The sequence below is a fragment of the Desulfobacterales bacterium genome (assembly GCA_034520365.1).
Taxonomy (GTDB): Bacteria; Desulfobacterota; Desulfobacteria; order Desulfobacterales; family Desulfosalsimonadaceae; genus M55B175.
In genome coordinates, this window is the sequence record JAXHNP010000006.1 from 727,199 (window position 1) to 744,999 (window position 17,801).

Consider the following 17,801-nt stretch of genomic DNA (forward strand, 5'->3'; position numbering starts at 1 on the left):
ATATGACACCCAACACCGCCGATATACTCATCGAAGCGCTGCCGTATATCCGGTTTTTTTCCGGTATGACCATTGTGATCAAGTATGGCGGTCATGCTATGGTGGATGAGCAGTTAAAGGATGATTTTGCCCGGGACATCACCCTGATGAAATACGTGGGCATAAATCCCGTGGTGGTGCACGGCGGCGGGCCGCAGATCAACAACGTGCTTGAGCAGATGGGGATTTCCCCGCGCTTTGTAAGCGGCATGCGCTTTACGGACGAGCAGACCATGGATGTGGTGGAGATGGTTTTGGGCGGCAAAGTGAACAAGGCCATCGTCTCCCAGATCAACCAGCAGGGCGGCAACTCGGTGGGGCTCTGCGGCAAGGACGGCGGGCTTATCCGGGCGGAGAAATTGCAGATCAAGCATCAGCCGGATGAAAACGGGCCGCCGGAAATCATTGATCCGGGTCTGGTGGGCAAAGTCACTGAAGTCAACCCGTCCATTATCCATACCCTGACCCGGCAGGGATTTATTCCGGTGATCGCCCCGGTGGGCGCTGGGGCGCACGGTGAGACCTACAACATCAATGCGGATCTGGTGGCCTCAAAGCTGGCCGGCGCGCTTCAGGCCGGGCGCCTGATTTATCTGACGGATGTGGACGGTATCCTGGATGCATCCGGTAATCTGATTACTTCTATTGATGCGGCAACGATTCAACGGATGCTCGATGACCAGACGATTCACGGGGGCATGATCCCAAAGATCGAATACGCGCTGGCGGCATTGAAAAGTGAGGTGCGAAAAGTCCAGATTATAAACGGCACGCGCCGGCATGCCCTGCTCTTGGAACTGTTTACAGACGAAGGCATTGGAACGGAAGTGACCCAATGAATGAGGAATTCATCAAACACGCGGAATCCGTAATCGCCACCACCTACAAGCGCTTTCCCATTGTGATCGAAGGCGGAATGGGATGCACCCTGTGGGATACGGACGGAAAGGAATATACCGATTTTGTGGCCGGCATCGCCGTCTGCAACCTGGGCCATGCCGCGCCCGAGATCGCCCGGGCGCTTTCCCGGCAGGCGGATAAGCTCTTTCATGTATCAAACCTCTATTACACGGTGCCCCAGGTGGACCTGGCCACCTGGCTGGTGGAACACAGTTTTGCGGACCGGGTGTTTTTCTGCAATTCCGGGGCTGAAGCCAATGAGGCGGCCATCAAGCTGGCGCGCAAGTATTTCTATGACCGGGGCGAGGCCCATCGCCATCGCATCCTGGCCCTGGAGCAGTCCTTTCACGGACGGACCTTTGCCACCCTTTCGGCCACCGGCCAGGAGAAAATCCGCAAAGGCTTTGATCCGATTTTAAACGGGTTTGATTTTGCCCCGTTCAATGATATCGAGGCCTTGAAAAACGGAGTCAATGAGACCACCTGCGCGGTCATGATCGAGCCCATTCAGGGCGAGGGCGGCGTGAGGTGTCCGTCGGAAGGCTATATTGAGGCGGTCCGGAAGGTCTGCGACGAGACGGGGACGCTCCTTATTTTTGACGAGGTCCAGACCGGCATCGGCCGGACCGGCCGCTTGTTTGCCTATGAGCATTATGATGCGGCGCCGGATATCATGACTTTGGCCAAGGCGCTTGGAAACGGGCTTCCCATAGGGGCCATGCTGGCCCGGGAAGACGTGGCGGCCGCATTTCAGCCAGGCTCCCATGCGTCCACATTCGGCGGAACGCCTTTGATTACGGCCGCTGCGCTCGAGGTGCTGCGCGTGATGGAGCGCGAAAATATTATCGAGAACTGCCGGGAAGTGGGCGAATATTTCAGGGGGCAGCTGCTTGAGCTCCAGAAGCGGCACCCGGTAATTCAGGATGTCCGGGGCGTGGGCCTTATGATCGGGATGAGCCTTTCCATCGAAGGCCTGCCGATTGTCAATGCCTGCATGGAGAAGGGGTTTTTGATCAACTGCGTCCAGGAAAAAGTCTTGCGGTTCGTACCGCCGCTAATTATCACGAAAAATGAAATCGATGAGCTGATCGAATGTCTGGATGAGATTTTTGCGGAGTAATTATTGATACCTTGATTGTCATTAGCTTTAGCCTTCCGCCGCTGTCATTCCGAGGAGCGACAGCGACGAGGAATCTTAAAAAATCATACAATTTTAAGATTTCTCGCTGGCGCTCGAAATGACAGCAGCGCCAATTTTTACGCTTATGTTAATTGCATTGATTGAGATCGAAATTTAGGTGAAACAAGGAGCCCCATTGAACACGGATCTTTTAACCCTGGCGGCGCTTGACGCCTCAGATATGAATAACCTGTTTGACCGGGCCATCGAGCTTAAAGCCCGGCATAACAAAGGCATTAACGACCAGCCGCTTTTGGGCAAATCCGTGGGGCTCGTCTTTGATAAACATTCCACCCGCACGCGGCTCTCTTTTGAGGTGGCGGCCATTCAGCTTGGCGGGGTGCCGATTTTTATCAGCAGCAAGGACACCCAGATGGCCCGCAATGAACCGATCAAGGATACAGCCCGGGTGCTGTCCAGATATCTTGACGTGGTGGCCATAAGAACCTACTCCCAGGCCTTTCTGGAGGAGTTTGCCGAGGCGGCGGACATTCCGGTGATAAACGCCTTGACCGACCTTTATCATCCCTGCCAGGTGCTGAGCGACTTGCTGACAGTGATTGAAAAAAAAGGCGGTTACAAGGATCTGAAAATCGCCTGGCTGGGGGACGGCAATAACATGGCCCATTCCTGGATTAATGCAGCTGCGGCTCTCGATCTGACGCTCACGCTGGCCTGCCCGGAAGCGTACCTGCCGGACTCGGAAATAATTGAATCCGCGGCTGCCAAGGGCGGCCGGATTTCGGTGGTCAAGGATCCCTATGAAGCGGCAAAAGATGCGGATGTGGTAAATACCGATGTCTGGGCCAGCATGGGCCAGGAAAGCGAGCAGGAAAAGCGCGAAGCCGTGTTCAAGGATTTTCAGGTCAATTCCGAATTGATGGCCAGGGCCAGATCCGATGCCATTGTCATGCACTGTCTGCCGGCCCACCGCGGCGAGGAGATCACCGAGGATGTGCTGGAGGGCCCCCAGTCGGTGGTCTGGGATCAGACCGAGAATAAGCTGCATATGCATAAGGCGATACTGGATGTTTTATTAAGGCACTGAGGGACTGAGGTACTAAGGTACTGAGGGCTGAGACGTTGAGGTATTTAGGGTTTTACGGGTTTGCAGGGCATTTGCTGCTGTCATTTCGAGCGAATGCGAGAAATCTTAAGATTCCTCGTCGCTTTCGCTCCTCGGAATGACAGTTGCGAAATGCTGCTTTCGCTCCTCGGAATGACAGTTGCGGAAAGTCTCGCTGGCGGGCGGAATGACAGTTGCGGAAAGTCTCGCTGGCGCGCCTCGGAATGACAGTTGCGAAATGCTGCTTTCGGGCCTCGGAATGACAGTTTCGGAATGTCGCTGGCGGAATGACAGTTGTGTAAGGTTGCTGGCGCGCCTCGGAATAACAGCCAATGCAGGGGAAGGCTTTAGCCTTCCTCATGCTAAAATTGATACATTCCTTTTCTTCCCCCTTTTTGAAAAAGGGGGATTAAGGGGGATTTTCTGCCAAAAGGAGCCGGATTTTGGATAAAAAAGTCAACAAGGTCGTGCTCGCCTACTCAGGCGGACTCGATACCTCGGTCATTTTAAAATGGCTGATTGAAACCTATAATTGCGAAGTCGTGGCATTCTCCGCGGATATCGGCCAGCAAGAGGAGCTGGATCACCTGGATGAAAAAGCCAAAAAGACCGGAGCGACAAGCGTCTATATTGATGATCTGCGCGAAGAATTCGTCAAAGATTACGTATTCCCCGCGTTTCGGGCCAATGCCATATACGAAGGCCAGTACCTGCTGGGCACCTCGCTTGCGCGCCCCCTCATCGCCAAACGGCAGATGGAGATTGCGGCCATTGAAGGCGCGGATGCGGTAAGCCACGGCGCCACAGGCAAGGGAAACGACCAGGTCCGCTTTGAACTGAGTTATTTTGCCATTGATCCGGCGATTAAAATCATCGCCCCGTGGCGGGAATGGGACCTGAATTCCAGAAGCGCATTGATGGCGTTTGCGGAAAAGCACGGCATCCCGGTGCCCACCACAGCGGACAAACCCTACAGCACGGACCGGAACCTGCTGCACATCAGCTATGAGGGCGGCATTCTGGAAGATCCCTGGAACCCGCCGCCGGCGGATATGTTCACCCTTTCCGTGTCGCCGAAGGAGGCGCCGGACACCCCGGAGGAAATAGATATCACATTTGAAAAAGGTGATCCGGTGGCGGTGAACGGGCAGGCCATGTCACCGGCCACGCTTCTGGCGGAGTTGAACCGGCTGGGCGGCCGGCACGGCATCGGCCGGGATGATATCGTGGAAAACCGGTTTGTGGGCATGAAATCGCGCGGCGTGTACGAGACTCCGGGCGGCACTATTCTTCGAAAGGCCCATATGGCGGTCGAATCCATCACCATGGACCGGGAAGTGATGCACCTGCGGGACTCCATGATCCCTAAGTATGCGGAAATGATCTATTACGGGTTCTGGTTCTCACCCGAGCGCGAGCTCCTCCAGAAAATGATCGATGATACCCAGCAGAACGTAAGCGGCGTGGTCCGCCTGGAGCTCTATAAGGGCAACTGCCGGGTGCTCGGCAGAAAATCCGAGGAGTCGCTTTACAACGCCGATTTCGCCACATTCGAGGATGACACGGTGTACCAGCAGCAGGATGCCGAAGGGTTTATTCGGTTGAATGCCCTGCGGTTAAGGATCAGAAAGCTGATGGCGGGAAGTTGAGGCACTGAGGGGCTGAGGCACTAAGGTGCTGAGGTACTGAGGCACTAAGGCACTGAGGTACTGAGGTACTAAGGCGCTGAGGGCTAAGGTGCTGAGGGGCTGAGGCACTGAGGTACTGAGGGATTGATCAAAACCCAGCGCTGCTGTCATTCCGAACGTCAGTGAGGAATCTTAAGATTCCTCGTCGCTGGCGCTCCTCGGAATGACAATGGCAAAGGCTGTTGCTTATCGAATGACAGCTGATGGCGGGAAGTTGAGGCTCTGAGGGGCTGAGGTGCTGAGGTACTGAGTCACTGAGGCACTAAGGGATTGATCAAAACCCAGCGCTGCTGTCATTCCGAACGTCAGTGAGGAATCTTAAGATTCCTCGTCGCTATCGCTCCTCGGAATGACAATGGCAAAGGCTGTTGCTTATCGAATGACAGCTGATGGCCTTTCGCGCTCAATGACACGGCGTTAAGCCAAACCAATGCAGGGGAAGGCTTCAGCCTTCCTGATATTCAATTGATAAACTCCTTTAAGTCCCCCTTTGAAAAAGGGGGATTTAGGGGGATTTAGCTTGTAACCCAATACCTAAAACCTAATACCCAAAACCTAAGGTTTTCACATGGCAGACAAACCCTGGGACGGCCGGTTTTCAGAGCCCACGGATAAAGCGGTGGAGCGGTTTACCTCATCCATTGATATCGATAAGCGGCTGTACCAGCATGACATCAACGGCAGCATCGCCCACTGCCGGATGCTCGGCAAATGCGGCATCCTGACCGCTGATGAGGCCAATGCCATTATCGAAGGCCTTGAAAAAGTGCGGGCTGAAATCGAACAGGGGCAGTTTGAGTTCACGGATCGGCTGGAAGACATCCACATGCATGTGGAGGACCGGCTCTCCGCCCACGTGGGAACCCTTGCCAGAAAACTCCATACCGGCAGGAGCAGAAACGACCAGATCGCCCTGGATGCCCGCCTGTACCTGCGCGATGAAACCCATGACATTTTAAACGCCCTGCTTGAATTAAGACGGATCATTGCCGCTTTTGCGGAAAAGCATTCAGCCGTGGTCCTGCCGGGCTATACCCACATGCAGCGGGCGCAGCCGGTCTTGCTCGCCCACCACCTGATGGCCTACTATGAAATGTTTACCCGGGACACCGAGCGTTTCCGGGATGTGCTGGGCCGGATCAATGTCCTGCCGCTGGGGGCTGCGGCCCTGGCCGGCACCACCTATCCCATTGACCGGGCCTATGTGGCCGATCTGCTCGGGTTCCCGAAGGTTTCTGAGAACAGCATGGATGCGGTATCAGACCGGGATTTCATGATGGAGTTTCTGTCTGCGGCCAGTATCTGCATGATCCATTTCTCCAGATTCTCCGAGGAGCTTATCATCTGGTCGTCTGCGGAGTTTCGCTTTATTGAAATATCCGATGCCTTTGCCACGGGCAGCAGCATCATGCCCCAGAAAAAAAATCCGGATGTCCCGGAACTTGTGCGGGGCAAATCCGGCCGGGTGATCGGCAGCCTGGTTTCTCTGCTCACCCTCATGAAATCCTTGCCCCTGGCCTATAATCGCGATATGCAGGAGGACAAGGCGCCGCTCATGGATGCGGTGGAAACCGTAAAATCCTGCATTGATATTTACTGCCGGATGCTGCCCAATATCCGGGTGAACGAAAAGGTGATGACCGAGGCCGCCCAAACCGGGTATTTGAATGCCACGGACCTGGCGGATTATCTGGCGGTGCGCGGCATGCCGTTTCGCGAGGCCCACGGGTGCGCCGGCCGGGCGGTCACTTACGCCCTGGAAAGCGGCAGGGAATTGCATGAGTTGACTTTGGAAGAACTGAAATCCTTTTCATCTCTTATTGACGATGATATTTATGCCGCCCTGTCCCTGGAGGCCATGGTGGATCGCCGCCGCTCACACGGGGGAACGGCCCGGGAGAACGTGATGAGCCAGATTCAGAAGGCGATGCGGCAATTGGCGGAAGAAGATAGGTAAAGGGTAAAGGGTGTAGGGTAAAGGGTGTAGGGTGTAAGGTGTAAGATTTAGGGTGTAAGGTATAAGGTGATTCTTTCTGCTGTCATTTCGAGCGACAGCGAGAAATCTTTAAAAAAGATTCCTCGTCGCTTGCGCTCCTCGGAATGACAGGTTCGGAAGTCTTTTTAGCAATTCGGGTAACTTATAAAGTTTCCCAAAAGAAAATATAGAGCGATGATCCCTGTTAACAGTCGGGCTGGCGTCCCATTTCGCTGGTGGTTCATATTTGCGGTAATCGGTGCGTTTTTTTTAACCCCTGCATGCGGCAAGAAGGCACCGCCGCTTCAGCCGGCCCGATTTGAGATGCCGGAGGTGGAGGATCTCACCTACGAGGTGGATAGCGGCCGGTTGACCCTGACCTGGCCCATGCCGGAGTGGGACCCGCCGCAGGGGATTGAGCTGGCCGGCTTTCATGTGTACCGGACAAAGATCAGGCAGGAAGACGTCTGCTACCATTGTCCGATCCATTTTGAGAAAGTTGATGAGGTGGCTGTGGACGATTTATCCGCCTTGCTTCGATCGGACGCCGAATATCAAGCGACACTGGAGAAAGGCTTTCAGTATCATTACAAGGTCGCCCCGTATACAAACAGAGGACGGGAAGGCGGGGTGTCGCCGATTATTACTGTAAATTATTAACATAGTTATGGGTAGCAGAATCGAGCATTCAAATACCGCCATTATCGCCATTGGCTCAAATATGGGCGATAAGATGGAAAACTCCCGGCAGGGGATTGCGGCGCTTGATGCTTCAGGCAAGATAAAAGTGCTCAGCCAATCCGGGTTTTATTTAACCGAGCCGGTCGGGTATGCGGATCAGCCGTGGTTTATAAACTGTGCGGTCATGGTGCAGACCGCACTTGCCCCCGTGGCTTTGCTGCAGTTTTTAAAGAAACTGGAACATGATTTGGGCCGGCGCGCCGGGGGTATCCGAAACGGGCCGCGGGTGCTTGATTTTGATATTATATTCTACAATGACTGGGTGATCGAATCAGCGGAGCTGATCATCCCGCATCCCCGGATGCAGGACCGGGGGTTTGTGTTAAAACCCTTGTGCGATATTGCTGTGGATTGGGTGCATCCCATCTTTCAAAAAAGTGCGGGCCGACTGCTGGCGGAAATGGATGCGCAGCACGAGGAATGCATTTCTGTGGCGGGGCTTTCCAATTAAAATTTAAAGGAGAATCTATTCATGAAGTTTTTTATTGATACGGCAAATGTGGCGGAGATCCGGGAAGCCAGTAATATGGGCATGGTGGACGGGGTAACCACCAATCCCACGCTGATTGCCAGAGAAGGCCGGGATTTTAAGGAAATTATTACGGAAATCTGCGAGATCGTGGACGGCCCGATCAGTGCCGAGGCCATATCTTTGGATACCGAAGGAATGATCAAAGAGGCCCGCGACCTGGCAAAGATCCACGAGAATATCGTGGTTAAAATCCCTATGACCATTGACGGCATGAAAGCGGTTAAAACTTTAGCATCCGAGGGGATTCATACCAACGTGACCCTGGTTTTTTCCCCGCTTCAGGCGTTAATGGCGGCCAAGGCGGGCGCTACCTATGTGAGTCCTTTTGTGGGGCGGCTTGATGATCTTTCCCAGGATGGCATGACGCTTGTTGAGCAGATTCTTAACATGTATACCAATTACGGGTTTGAGACGGAAATAATTGTGGCCAGTGTCAGAAACCCGCTGCATGTGTTGAGTGCGGCCATGATGGGCGCCCATATTGCCACCATTCCGTTTAAAGTTTTGGACAAGCTGGCTGCCCATCCCATGACGGACAAAGGCATCCAGGCATTTCTTGCGGATTGGGAAAAATTCTCTGAAAAATGATAAAATCAGGATGATTGATTAATGGAGCGCAAATCTTCCATTGTCGGCTGGATAAGCCACCCCAACAGCCTGACCCTGTTTCGCATCGCAGCGATGCCGCTATTGATCATTCTGCTGATGTTTGAAACCCGGGCGCTAAGCGTTCTGGCTGCGTTTGTTTTCAGCGTGGCCGCCATTACGGATTATTTTGACGGCTACGTGGCCCGCAGGTATCATCTGGTGTCCACTTTGGGCAAAATCATGGATCCGCTGGCTGACAAGCTCCTGGTGTCCACAGCCTTGATCATGATGATCCCCCTGGATCGGGTGCCGGCCTGGATCATCTGCCTGATCCTCGGCCGGGAGCTTGCGGTTACCGGGCTCAGAAATATCATTGCCGAGCGCGGGGAGGATGTGGCCGCCTCATGGCTGGGCAAGTTCAAAACCGGGTTCCAGATCGGCGCCATTATTCCGCTGCTGATACATTACAGCTTTTTCGGCATCCCCTTTCAGCTGATCGGTGAAATCGTGCTCTGGGCGGCCCTGGTTATCACCCTGTGGTCGGGGGCGGACTATTTTTTGCGCTTCCGGCGGCTGCTCGAGTATTAAGGAAGGAGTGTCTCATGACTAAGGATATTTACGAACAGCTGACAGATAAAATCATGCTCACCGGATCGCAGTTGATCCCCGAGCTCTTCCGGATGGTCGCGGACGCATCAGAGGCAGAGCTGCTTTTGGCCATGCCGGGCACGCCCGAGGAGCTTGCGGAAAAAACCGGCCGATCGGCGGTTGAGGTGGAAGCCGCCTGCCAGGCGCTTTATCACAAAGGCGTGGCGTTTAAGTCCTATCGCGGCGGAAGTCTCAAATATAAGATGTGCCGGGATATGATCCAGTTCCATGACGCCACTATCCTCTGGCCGGAGGCGCCAAAGGCGTTTCATGATTTGTGGCAGCGGTTCATGGACGAGGAGTGGCCGCATTTCGCGCGCCTGGCGGACCAGTTTTTCCCCAAGGCCTTTACCCGGGTCATCCCGGTGGAACAGGCGGTGGATGCGGGCAGCCAGCAGGTGCTGGATATCGACAGTGCGGACAGGATCATTTTAAATGCCGGGACCGTGGCGGTGACCCGGTGTACCTGCCGGCTGATAGCCCATAAATGCGAAAGTCCTCTGGAAGTCTGCATTCAGGTGGATAATGCCGCCAAATATACGCTGGATCGGGGTACGGGCCGGGAGATCAGTAAAGACGAAGCGCTTCAGATCCTGCGGGACTGCGAGGACAAGGGGCTTGTGCATGTCACCATGAACAAGGCCCATGCCGGCCATTTTATCTGCAACTGCTGCGACTGCTGCTGCCAGGCATTGCCGCTGGTCATTTCCGAAGGGTTGAATATCCTTGATCCCAGCCGGTACCAGGCGGAAATTGATCCGGAATTATGCACCGCCTGCGGCACCTGCGAGGAACGCTGTGTATTTAATGCGATCGTGCCTGCGGAGCCTGAAAATGATGATTCCGTTATGCAGGTGGTTTCCGAAAAATGCATGGGCTGCGGGCTTTGCCAGGCGGCATGCCCTGAAGCGGCCATAACGCTCAATGCCGTGCGGCCGAAGGATTTTGTTCCGGAATAACCGGGATTTCCAATTTCACCGCATCTACTGCGTCAAATAATGTCTCGCATAGGCCACTATAGCTCGACATCATTTTCCTTGTATCTGCGGCAAACTTGAAAATCGCTCAATTTAGTCTGGAATAGCAATAGCGTAGGGCAGGCCACCGTGCCTGCCAGAAAAATAGTTGGAAGGAATTTAGCGTGCGCACATCAGTGAAATTTGCGCTTGACAAGCCAATCAAAAATATTTAGTTATAGGATTACATTTTTTGAGCGGGAATAACTCAGTGGTAGAGTGCAACCTTGCCAAGGTTGAAGTCGCGAGTTCGAATCTCGTTTCCCGCTCCATTTTTTTTTGGCGGCATAGCCAAGTGGTAAGGCAACGGCCTGCAAAGCCGATATTCTCCGGTTCGAATCCGGATGCCGCCTCCAAGTTTTAAACTCCCCCCACCAGCAAAACCCGCAAATCCATCACATTAGTGCCGGTTGGCCCGGTCATCAGCAACTCCCCGCTCTGTGTGAAAAAATGATAGCTGTCGTTATTATCAAGGTAGGTGTAAGGGGAGAGCCCGGCATCAAGGGCTTTTTTGAAGGTGCTGGTATCCACGCCCGCGCCGGCCGCATCCGTGGGGCCGTCTGTGCCGTCGGTGCCGCCGCTTAAGACCACCATCATGTTTTCATCCCGGATATCAATGGCTGCGGCCAGGGCAAATTCCTGGTTCCTGCCGCCCAGGCCGTCCCCCTTAATCGTAACGGTTGTTTCCCCGCCCGAAAGCAGGCAGGCCGGCGGGGCAATGGGGTTTTCGCTTTTAACTGTGATCACCCCACCGGTGATCCGATCCCCGAGGAGCGATTCGAGTGCGGCGGTCATGTCTGCCGTGGCTTTGCCCGCACCGATGACGTATAAATCGGCATAGGCGGATAAATCAAATGATGTGTCCTGGATTTGAAGCCGGGTGTCGTTAAGCTGGCAGGCGTTTAGAAACGCGGTTTCGGCATTTACCGCATTGATTCCGGATTGAAAAATATCTGCCGCATCCTGCCGAAACCGCTCTAAAGATGGATGGACCGGGGCCATAGGGTTACCGCATGGGAAGTGTTATGATTCCGCCGCTGTTTTATCGGTTGCCGCGGCGGTTGACGGCTCATTTTCGGTTTGTGTGGATTTCTTCTTGGTTTTGGGTTTTTTTTTCTTCAAGCATTTTTTGTCTTTACGGACGAATGCGCATAGCTTTGGATTGTAATACTCCTTGCAGTTTAAAGGATTATATAGCGGGCATTCCGGATGTTTTTGAGACATATGCCAATTTCCCCTTGATTTATATTCCTTACGGACTTTTGCCAAAAGCGATGTAAATATAACATAAACCGGATAATTTCACAAGGACGAACGGTCAACAGGACGAACGGTCGGCACGGCACGGTGAATTTGTTCTGGCGAACAACCCCATAGCCATGGGGTTGTTCGCATGTAAGGTCGGCACGGTGGCCGACCCTACGAAGGGCCGTTTTTCCCCTTGCGTAGGGCAGGCCACCGTGCCTGCCTGAAAAACAGAACAAATTTACCGTGGGAAAACGGAAAACCAAACCGCATTGAAATCCCTTTGACAATTGCGCATCGGAATGTAATAAAAATTTCAATTTAGCTTCAATTTAGGTTCAATTTAGGCTCAAATCAGGAGAACTGACGCGATATGCAGGACTATGACAATTTGAAACATGAACTTCAGGCGGTTAACCAGGGAATCTGCGAGTTAATGCAGCGGGCCCGGCAAATTCCGGCCACCTCCGAGCAGATTTTTGAGGAGTGGGAAACCGCCTGCCATAAAATTGAGGGCCAGCTTGAAGATGACCTGATCCGGGTGGCGGTGGTGGGGGCCATTAAATCCGGCAAATCCACCCTGATAAACGCCATGCTGTCCGGAGAGTATCTGAAACGCGGCGCCGGGGTTGTCACCTCTATGGTCACCCGGCTGCGGCGCGGTCCCCGGCTTAAAGCCCGCTTGTATTTCAAATCCTGGCAGGAGGTTAATGCGGACATTCAAAAGGCGCTGGCCCTGTTTCCGGCCTCGGAATGGGGCAGCCGAAAGGCATCCTTTGATATCCGGGAGGCCTCAGACCGGCAGGCGCTTAAACAGGCGCTCAAGAACCTTTCCACCCGGGATCTGGTCACCAACGACACCCGGAATTTAAACTCCCTTTCCCTTTCCGCCTATCTTGAGGGCTATGAGCACGTCCGGGAGATTATCGGTGATGACAGTGTGGTCAAAGAATTCAGCGGCCAACAGTTTGCCGCCCACCAGGATTTTTCCGGCAATGACACCCTGGCGTTTTATTTAAAGGATATCGCCCTTGAGGTGGATTCTGAAAATATCGCGCCCAATATTGAAATCGCGGACTGTCAGGGCAGCGACTCCCCGAACCCTTTGCACCTGACCATGATCCAGGATTACCTGCTTTCCGCCAACCTGCTGGTGTATGTGATCAGCAGCCGGACCGGCATCCGCCAGGCGGATATTAATTTTCTTTCCATGATCCGCCGCATGGGGTTTATCGAGCATATCGTGTTTGTAGTAAACTTTGATTTTGGCGAGCATGAGGCTGCAGCGGATTTAAATCAGCTGGTGGACAGGATCAAGGATGATCTGGGCATTATTCGGGCAGATCCCCAGGTTTATACCTTTTCCGCCTTATACAGTCTGTTTCGCTCGCTGTCTGAAAACCTTTCCGAAAAGGATCGTCAGCGGCTTGCGATGTGGCGGCAAGAAGAGAACCTGGCCGCGTTTTCCCATGCTGAAGAAGCGCGCTTTAACCGGGCGTTTCATGAAATCGTGACGAACCAGCGGTATGCGCTTCTGTTTAAAGCCCCGCTGGACCGGCTGACCATGATTGCCGTCGGTATATTAAAGTGGTGCCGGATGAACCGGGATCTTTTGGGTAAAGGCTCAGACGAATCCGCCGAGCTCATCAAAAAAATCAAAGGCGAACAAAAACGGATCAACCGCGTGCAGTCCATGATAAAAAGCACGGTGGAGGGGACAATCCAGCAGGTGAAGCGGGATATAAAAAAAGATGTGGATGATTATCTGGACCCGCGCTATGGCGAAGCAGTAGCGCCGGTGATTGAATTTGTCAGAAACTATTCCATTTCAACGGACAAGTATAGCGAATATTTGGCCGCCGGCCGGTTTTCCGATGCCCTTTACATGGTGTTTCAGGAGTTTACCCATGAACTGGACGCATTCATGGCGGAGACCGTAAACCCCAAAATTTTTAATTTTATAAAAACTGAAGAAGACCGGATCAAGGAATATTTCTCCACCATTACCGGCCCCTATGAGGCCATGGTGGTCGATGCCATGGCGCAGTACAATCAGGTACTGGAAAATCTCGGACTTGAGACAATCTCGGAGGGGTATGTGGAAATCCCCCTGCCGGACTTTCAGGCGCTGAAAAGAGAGCAGGGCCTTGAACTGCCGCCGGCTGACACTACCATGAATTACAGCCGGGCGATTAAAACCGAGGCGATCATGCGCTTCGGCATGCAGAATCTGGCAAGCCGCATCAAGCGGCTGTTTCGCCGATCCGCCGGGCAGTCTGCCGCCGAAGGGCAGGCCGCGTTAAAAACCGCGGCCAAACGGATGAAGCGGGAAACCGAGGGAGGGATTTCCTTTCAGTTTAAAAATTACAAGGAAAACATTAAATTCCAGTACCTGTTTCATCTGGTGGATGCGGTGGCGGATCATTTGTATGCGGAAATTATGGACCGGTTCCATGATTTTACCAATGACCTGGTGACGCTCGGCGGATATGCGGGAAAACATCAGGATGAAGGGGCCCGGCTGGTCGATCAGTTAAATGAAATGGCCGAGGTGGCGTCGGATTTGGAGAAGCGGCTTAAGGAAATTGGCTCCCGGATTAACATGTAAAGGAGGCGAAATGGCGAAGAAAAACACCCGGATTGTGGCGGTTGCCAATGAAAAGGGCGGGGTGGGCAAAACCGCCATGGTGATCAATCTTGGGGCGGCCCTGTCAAAGCAGGGCAAAAGGGTGCTGATCGTGGACATGGATCCGCAGCATAATGCCACGAGCGGGCTGGGCATTGCGGTCACGGATGACATGATCAGTATTTATGATCTGATCAGCGGAAACAGCGATGTTTCGGTCGAGGATGCCGTGTTTCCGACCAAATGGGCGGGGCTTGCGGTGATTGCCGCGCACCCGGATCTTGCCGGCGCCGAGGTGGAGCTGGTGGATGCGAAGGAGCGGGAGAACCGGCTGAAGCATGCGATTTCCCCCCTGATCGGAAAATATGATGTGATCATTCTGGATACCCCGCCGAGCCTGTCGCTTTTAACCATCAATGTATTTTCCTGCGCCAATGAGGTGCTGGTGCCCTGCCAGACTCATCCCTATGCATTTAATGCCCTGGAAGACCTTTTTGATACCATTGGCGCGGTTCAGGAGGAGATTAACCCCGAGCTTAAGATTATAGGGGTGGTGCCCACCTTCTTTGACCAGCGCCTCCGGGTGTGCCGGGAGATCATGGATCGGCTGAAAACGGATGAGCGGTATCAGAATCTGGTGCTAAATACCGCCATTCGCTCCAATATTACCATTGCTGACAGCGCGGATGCGGGCAAGCCCATTGTTTTTTACCGCACCGGCAGTTTCGGCGCAAAGGATTACACAAGCCTGGCCGAGGAATTTCTGACGGGGGCATGAATATGGACGGCGAACCGAGAACCCGGGATGCCCTGGTTAATGCGGCAGTTGCCATGTTCCAGCAGAACGGGTTTCAAATGACCCGGGTCTCTGATATTGTGGCCACGGCCGGGGTGGCCCAGGGCACGTTTTACAACTATTTCCGGTCCAAGGAAGCCATATTCCGCGAAATCTGCATGGATTTCATGGAACAGGTCCGGGAGCGGTTTGTTGAACGGACCGAGCACATGTTTGACGGGGACACCGCGGATGAGATCCGGCATAATGTGCACCGGGTGATTCAGGATGTATTCGCCATCTACCAGGAGAATCTGGCGGTGGCGGAACTGCTGTTCCGGGAAGGGATCGGAAACGGCGGGCTGTTCAAGGAAATCTACGAGGATATTTTGAATCTGTTTCTGGAGTTGATCCGGGAGCAGGTGGAAAAGGGGATGCAGAAGGGGTTTCTGCACATAAAGGAGGCCGATATGGCGGCGGTGTTTTTATTCGGCCTGTTTGAGCGGACCCTGTTTTATTTTCTGCTGGTTCGAAAGACCATGGACATGAAAAAGCTGGAAAATGAGCTGGCGGATTTTATGCTGCGGGGGCTGGCGTTTCAGGAATGAACTTCCTCATAAATATCCCGAATCGTCTCCCCGGAAAATCCCCGCTGTTTTAAAAAACTGTAAATCTTCCGGCGGCGTTGCATTTCCGATAGATTCCGCCACCTTTCCAGTTTGGGCCGAATCGCCGCCCACCCCGCCTGATGCTCGTCATAGCCGCTTAATGCCGCCTCGATGACGGCCTCGCTGATGCCTTTTTGCTTCAATTCCCAGGTGAGCCCGAATCTGCCGCGCGGCCGGTGCCTTAACCGGTTTTCAATCCAGATCCGGGCGAATTCCGCATCATCGATATAGCCGTATCCGTCAAGCCGGCTGATGGCCTGATCAATCGCCTCCGTACAAAATCCTTTATGCCTCAGATGGTTCTCGATTTCCTTGCGGCTCCGGGGCCTTACAGCTAAGAAGGAGATCGCCCGTTGAAAGGCCTTGTCCTTTTCATCAATGGCTTTGAGCTCATCGATTCGAGCCTGGTCAAGGGCCTCGCCTTTTTTCAGACGGCCGGCCGCCCATAGGGGAAGGGAGAAGCTGTACGCCTCGTCTATATAGACATTGACCCGGTCTTTGCGCTTCTTCTGGGGGGAAATGGCCGTGATGATGCCGGACATACAGAAACAGCATTAAAACTTTTTGGGCTCGGTGATCGCGTAAGGATCATCAAACGTGTCCGGCTCGGGTTCCGGCTCTTCTTCTTCTGAATGATAATAATAAAGGGGCTTGGCAGAATCCTCGACCATCGCCTCCGGGTCCTGTTCCATGTTGGCCAGCTCATTTAAGGCTTTTCGAATCTCCCGCGTGCCTTCTTCATAGACCCGGTTGACCGTATTGTACTCATCCCGCACCTTGTAGAGGGGAAAACGGCCGCCTGATTTCTGGAGATAGGTATAGACCAGATCCCGCACCGCCGCCTGCCAGCTGTCCCGGCGGGTCTGGGTGTTCAAGGGAATCAATTGATCGATATTTTTCAAGTAGCTCCGGTGAAAGGCCGAGTGAATGTATCGCATGGGCAGGGTCGTCCAGAAAATCAGAAACAGAATCGCAGCGCCGACGCCGCCGCTCAGTGCCACGGGGTCTGTGGGGCCTCCGAAGATGCCGGCGCTCATGCCGCCGAAAACCGCCGCACCGCCGGCAAACAGGCTTATGACAAATCCCAGGAAGTTGAATTTAAACCGGAATTTCCGGAGTCTGGTCCGATAGTTCACAATCGCCTCAAGAAAAAGGTTTAACCGTTCCGCATGGGTTTCCACAAACGAGGCCATATTGTCCAGCCGATGCTGCGGTGCCTGGAGAACCGCGTTTTTCAGTTGTTTGCGCTGGTTCTCCAGAAGATAGAGAAAATTCTGCTGCCCGCTTTCGCAGGGCTCCGGATTTCTGGAGGCCCTTGAGGAGTAGGTCAGGTGAATCGGCGGGATATCCTTTCGCCCGGTAATCTGGGAGAGGTTCCAGCAGAGCGTGCCGTAGACCTGGAGCAGATCGGTCAGGGAGGCGCACTCATCAACCCGGTTTAGAATATAGAGCACCCGGTCTTCATAGGTGCGCGTGGCAATGGTCTCCCGTAGACTGGTATGCGCCTCCCGAACGGTTCCGGCTTTGTGCGGGTCAAAAAGCACCAGCACCAGGTCTGCCAGGTGGGCCAGATCGCCGATTACCTCCTGGTAGTTATACCCCCGGTCCCGCTCCGTTACACTGTCGAGCATCCCCGGGGTGTCGATTAAGGCCAGGTTTTTTAAAAACGGGGAGTTAACCTTTTTCAGGCGAAAATGGGCGGCAAACCGCTGCCCGTGTTTTTTGAGCATTTCAAAGGGGTATTCCGGATCATTTAAGAGAAATTTGCCGTCGCGGTGCTCGGTGACGCGGATGTTTTCCGTATCCTGTACTTTTTCGTCATAGGTGATAATGGTAAAGGAGTCATCCGTGGGTGCCTGGCCGATGGCCTGGATGTCCGCGCCTAAGAATTCGTTGATCAAAGTGGACTTGCCGGAGGAGTAGTTGCCCAGTACAAGTACCATGGGGCGCCACTTGATGGTTGTTTCAAGCGGGACGTCGCTATACCCGTATTCCCGGGCAACCGGTGTCAGATGGCTCTCCACCATCGAGACGATTTCAGCGCGCAGCGAATTGATATAATTTTCCTGATACATATATGTGCTCTCCTGTAAGCCCTCTGCTTAACCCGCCCG

General features: G+C 53.7%; 18 protein-coding genes and 2 tRNA genes. 16 read left to right on the top strand and 4 right to left on the bottom strand.

The annotated features are described in order from the left end of the window. The first annotated feature begins 2 nt into the window (after window positions 1–2). The 13 genes from argB (at window position 3) to U5L07_11370 (ending at window position 10,729) form a co-directional block, all read left to right on the top strand. Window positions 3–878, top strand: a complete 876-nt coding sequence (gene argB, locus U5L07_11310; protein ID MDZ7832330.1) for an acetylglutamate kinase — start codon at window positions 3–5, stop codon at window positions 876–878. Next, complete coding sequence (locus tag U5L07_11315) at window positions 875–2,059, top strand: acetylornithine transaminase (protein ID MDZ7832331.1); 1,185 nt, start codon at window positions 875–877, stop codon at window positions 2,057–2,059. Before argB ends, U5L07_11315 begins: the two co-directional genes overlap by 4 nt. Window positions 2,060–2,255: 196 nt before the next feature. Further along, entirely contained in the window at window positions 2,256–3,167 is a 912-nt protein-coding gene (gene argF, locus U5L07_11320; GenBank protein MDZ7832332.1) for an ornithine carbamoyltransferase, read from the top strand. A 205-nt stretch (window positions 3,168–3,372) separates the two neighbouring features. Beyond that, window positions 3,373–3,636, top strand: coding sequence for a hypothetical protein (locus U5L07_11325; protein ID MDZ7832333.1), 264 nt, complete (start codon window positions 3,373–3,375; stop codon window positions 3,634–3,636). After that, on the top strand, window positions 3,629–4,834 hold the full coding sequence (locus U5L07_11330; GenBank protein MDZ7832334.1) for an argininosuccinate synthase: 1,206 nt from the start codon (window positions 3,629–3,631) through the stop codon (window positions 4,832–4,834). Before U5L07_11325 ends, U5L07_11330 begins: the two co-directional genes overlap by 8 nt. 607 nt (window positions 4,835–5,441) lie before the next feature. Then, window positions 5,442–6,830 carry an argininosuccinate lyase gene (argH, locus tag U5L07_11335; protein MDZ7832335.1) on the top strand — a complete coding sequence of 463 codons (1,389 nt, stop codon included), beginning with the start codon at window positions 5,442–5,444 and terminating at the stop codon, window positions 6,828–6,830. Between the two features lie 342 nt (window positions 6,831–7,172). Beyond that, on the top strand, window positions 7,173–7,508 hold the full coding sequence (locus tag U5L07_11340) for a hypothetical protein (GenBank protein MDZ7832336.1): 336 nt from the start codon (window positions 7,173–7,175) through the stop codon (window positions 7,506–7,508). A gap of 7 nt (window positions 7,509–7,515) precedes the next feature. Next, the gene (gene folK, locus U5L07_11345; GenBank protein ID MDZ7832337.1) at window positions 7,516–8,040 is read left to right on the top strand and encodes a 2-amino-4-hydroxy-6-hydroxymethyldihydropteridine diphosphokinase; all 525 of its coding nucleotides are present in this window, start codon (window positions 7,516–7,518) and stop codon (window positions 8,038–8,040) included. Between the two features lie 21 nt (window positions 8,041–8,061). Continuing rightward, entirely contained in the window at window positions 8,062–8,709 is a 648-nt protein-coding gene (fsa, locus tag U5L07_11350) for a fructose-6-phosphate aldolase (GenBank protein MDZ7832338.1), read from the top strand. Window positions 8,710–8,730: 21 nt separating this feature from the next. Next, window positions 8,731–9,297, top strand: coding sequence for a CDP-diacylglycerol--glycerol-3-phosphate 3-phosphatidyltransferase (gene pgsA, locus U5L07_11355; GenBank protein ID MDZ7832339.1), 567 nt, complete (start codon window positions 8,731–8,733; stop codon window positions 9,295–9,297). A 14-nt stretch (window positions 9,298–9,311) separates the two neighbouring features. Continuing rightward, complete coding sequence (locus U5L07_11360; protein MDZ7832340.1) at window positions 9,312–10,316, top strand: 4Fe-4S binding protein; 1,005 nt, start codon at window positions 9,312–9,314, stop codon at window positions 10,314–10,316. Between the two features lie 254 nt (window positions 10,317–10,570). Then, window positions 10,571–10,645 (top strand) — tRNA-Gly (locus U5L07_11365). A gap of 9 nt (window positions 10,646–10,654) precedes the next feature. Continuing rightward, a tRNA-Cys gene (locus U5L07_11370) sits at window positions 10,655–10,729 on the top strand. 4 nt (window positions 10,730–10,733) lie between these two features. Here U5L07_11370 and U5L07_11375 read toward each other — a convergent pair. Then, on the bottom strand, window positions 10,734–11,375 hold the full coding sequence (locus tag U5L07_11375) for an MOFRL family protein (protein MDZ7832341.1): 642 nt from the start codon (window positions 11,373–11,375) through the stop codon (window positions 10,734–10,736). 21 nt (window positions 11,376–11,396) lie between these two features. Further along, a complete protein-coding gene (locus tag U5L07_11380; GenBank protein ID MDZ7832342.1) occupies window positions 11,397–11,597 on the bottom strand; it encodes a hypothetical protein in 201 nt (66 codons plus the stop codon). A 394-nt stretch (window positions 11,598–11,991) separates the two neighbouring features. Between U5L07_11380 and U5L07_11385 the strand changes: the two genes are divergently transcribed. From U5L07_11385 to U5L07_11395, 3 genes are read left to right on the top strand one after another with little or no spacing between them, the layout of a single operon-like run. Further along, complete coding sequence (locus U5L07_11385; protein MDZ7832343.1) at window positions 11,992–14,226, top strand: dynamin family protein; 2,235 nt, start codon at window positions 11,992–11,994, stop codon at window positions 14,224–14,226. Between the two features lie 10 nt (window positions 14,227–14,236). Continuing rightward, complete coding sequence (locus tag U5L07_11390; protein ID MDZ7832344.1) at window positions 14,237–15,022, top strand: ParA family protein; 786 nt, start codon at window positions 14,237–14,239, stop codon at window positions 15,020–15,022. A 2-nt stretch (window positions 15,023–15,024) separates the two neighbouring features. Then, on the top strand, window positions 15,025–15,627 hold the full coding sequence (locus tag U5L07_11395) for a TetR/AcrR family transcriptional regulator (GenBank protein MDZ7832345.1): 603 nt from the start codon (window positions 15,025–15,027) through the stop codon (window positions 15,625–15,627). Here U5L07_11395 and U5L07_11400 read toward each other — a convergent pair. Together U5L07_11400 and U5L07_11405 are read right to left on the bottom strand one after the other, a co-directional pair. After that, complete coding sequence (locus U5L07_11400; protein ID MDZ7832346.1) at window positions 15,618–16,229, bottom strand: RecX family transcriptional regulator; 612 nt, start codon at window positions 16,227–16,229, stop codon at window positions 15,618–15,620. The two genes, U5L07_11395 and U5L07_11400, sit on opposite strands and share 10 nt — an antisense overlap. Before the next feature lie 12 nt (window positions 16,230–16,241). Further along, window positions 16,242–17,762, bottom strand: a complete 1,521-nt coding sequence (locus U5L07_11405; protein MDZ7832347.1) for a dynamin family protein — start codon at window positions 17,760–17,762, stop codon at window positions 16,242–16,244. Between the last annotated feature and the right edge of the window lie 39 nt (window positions 17,763–17,801).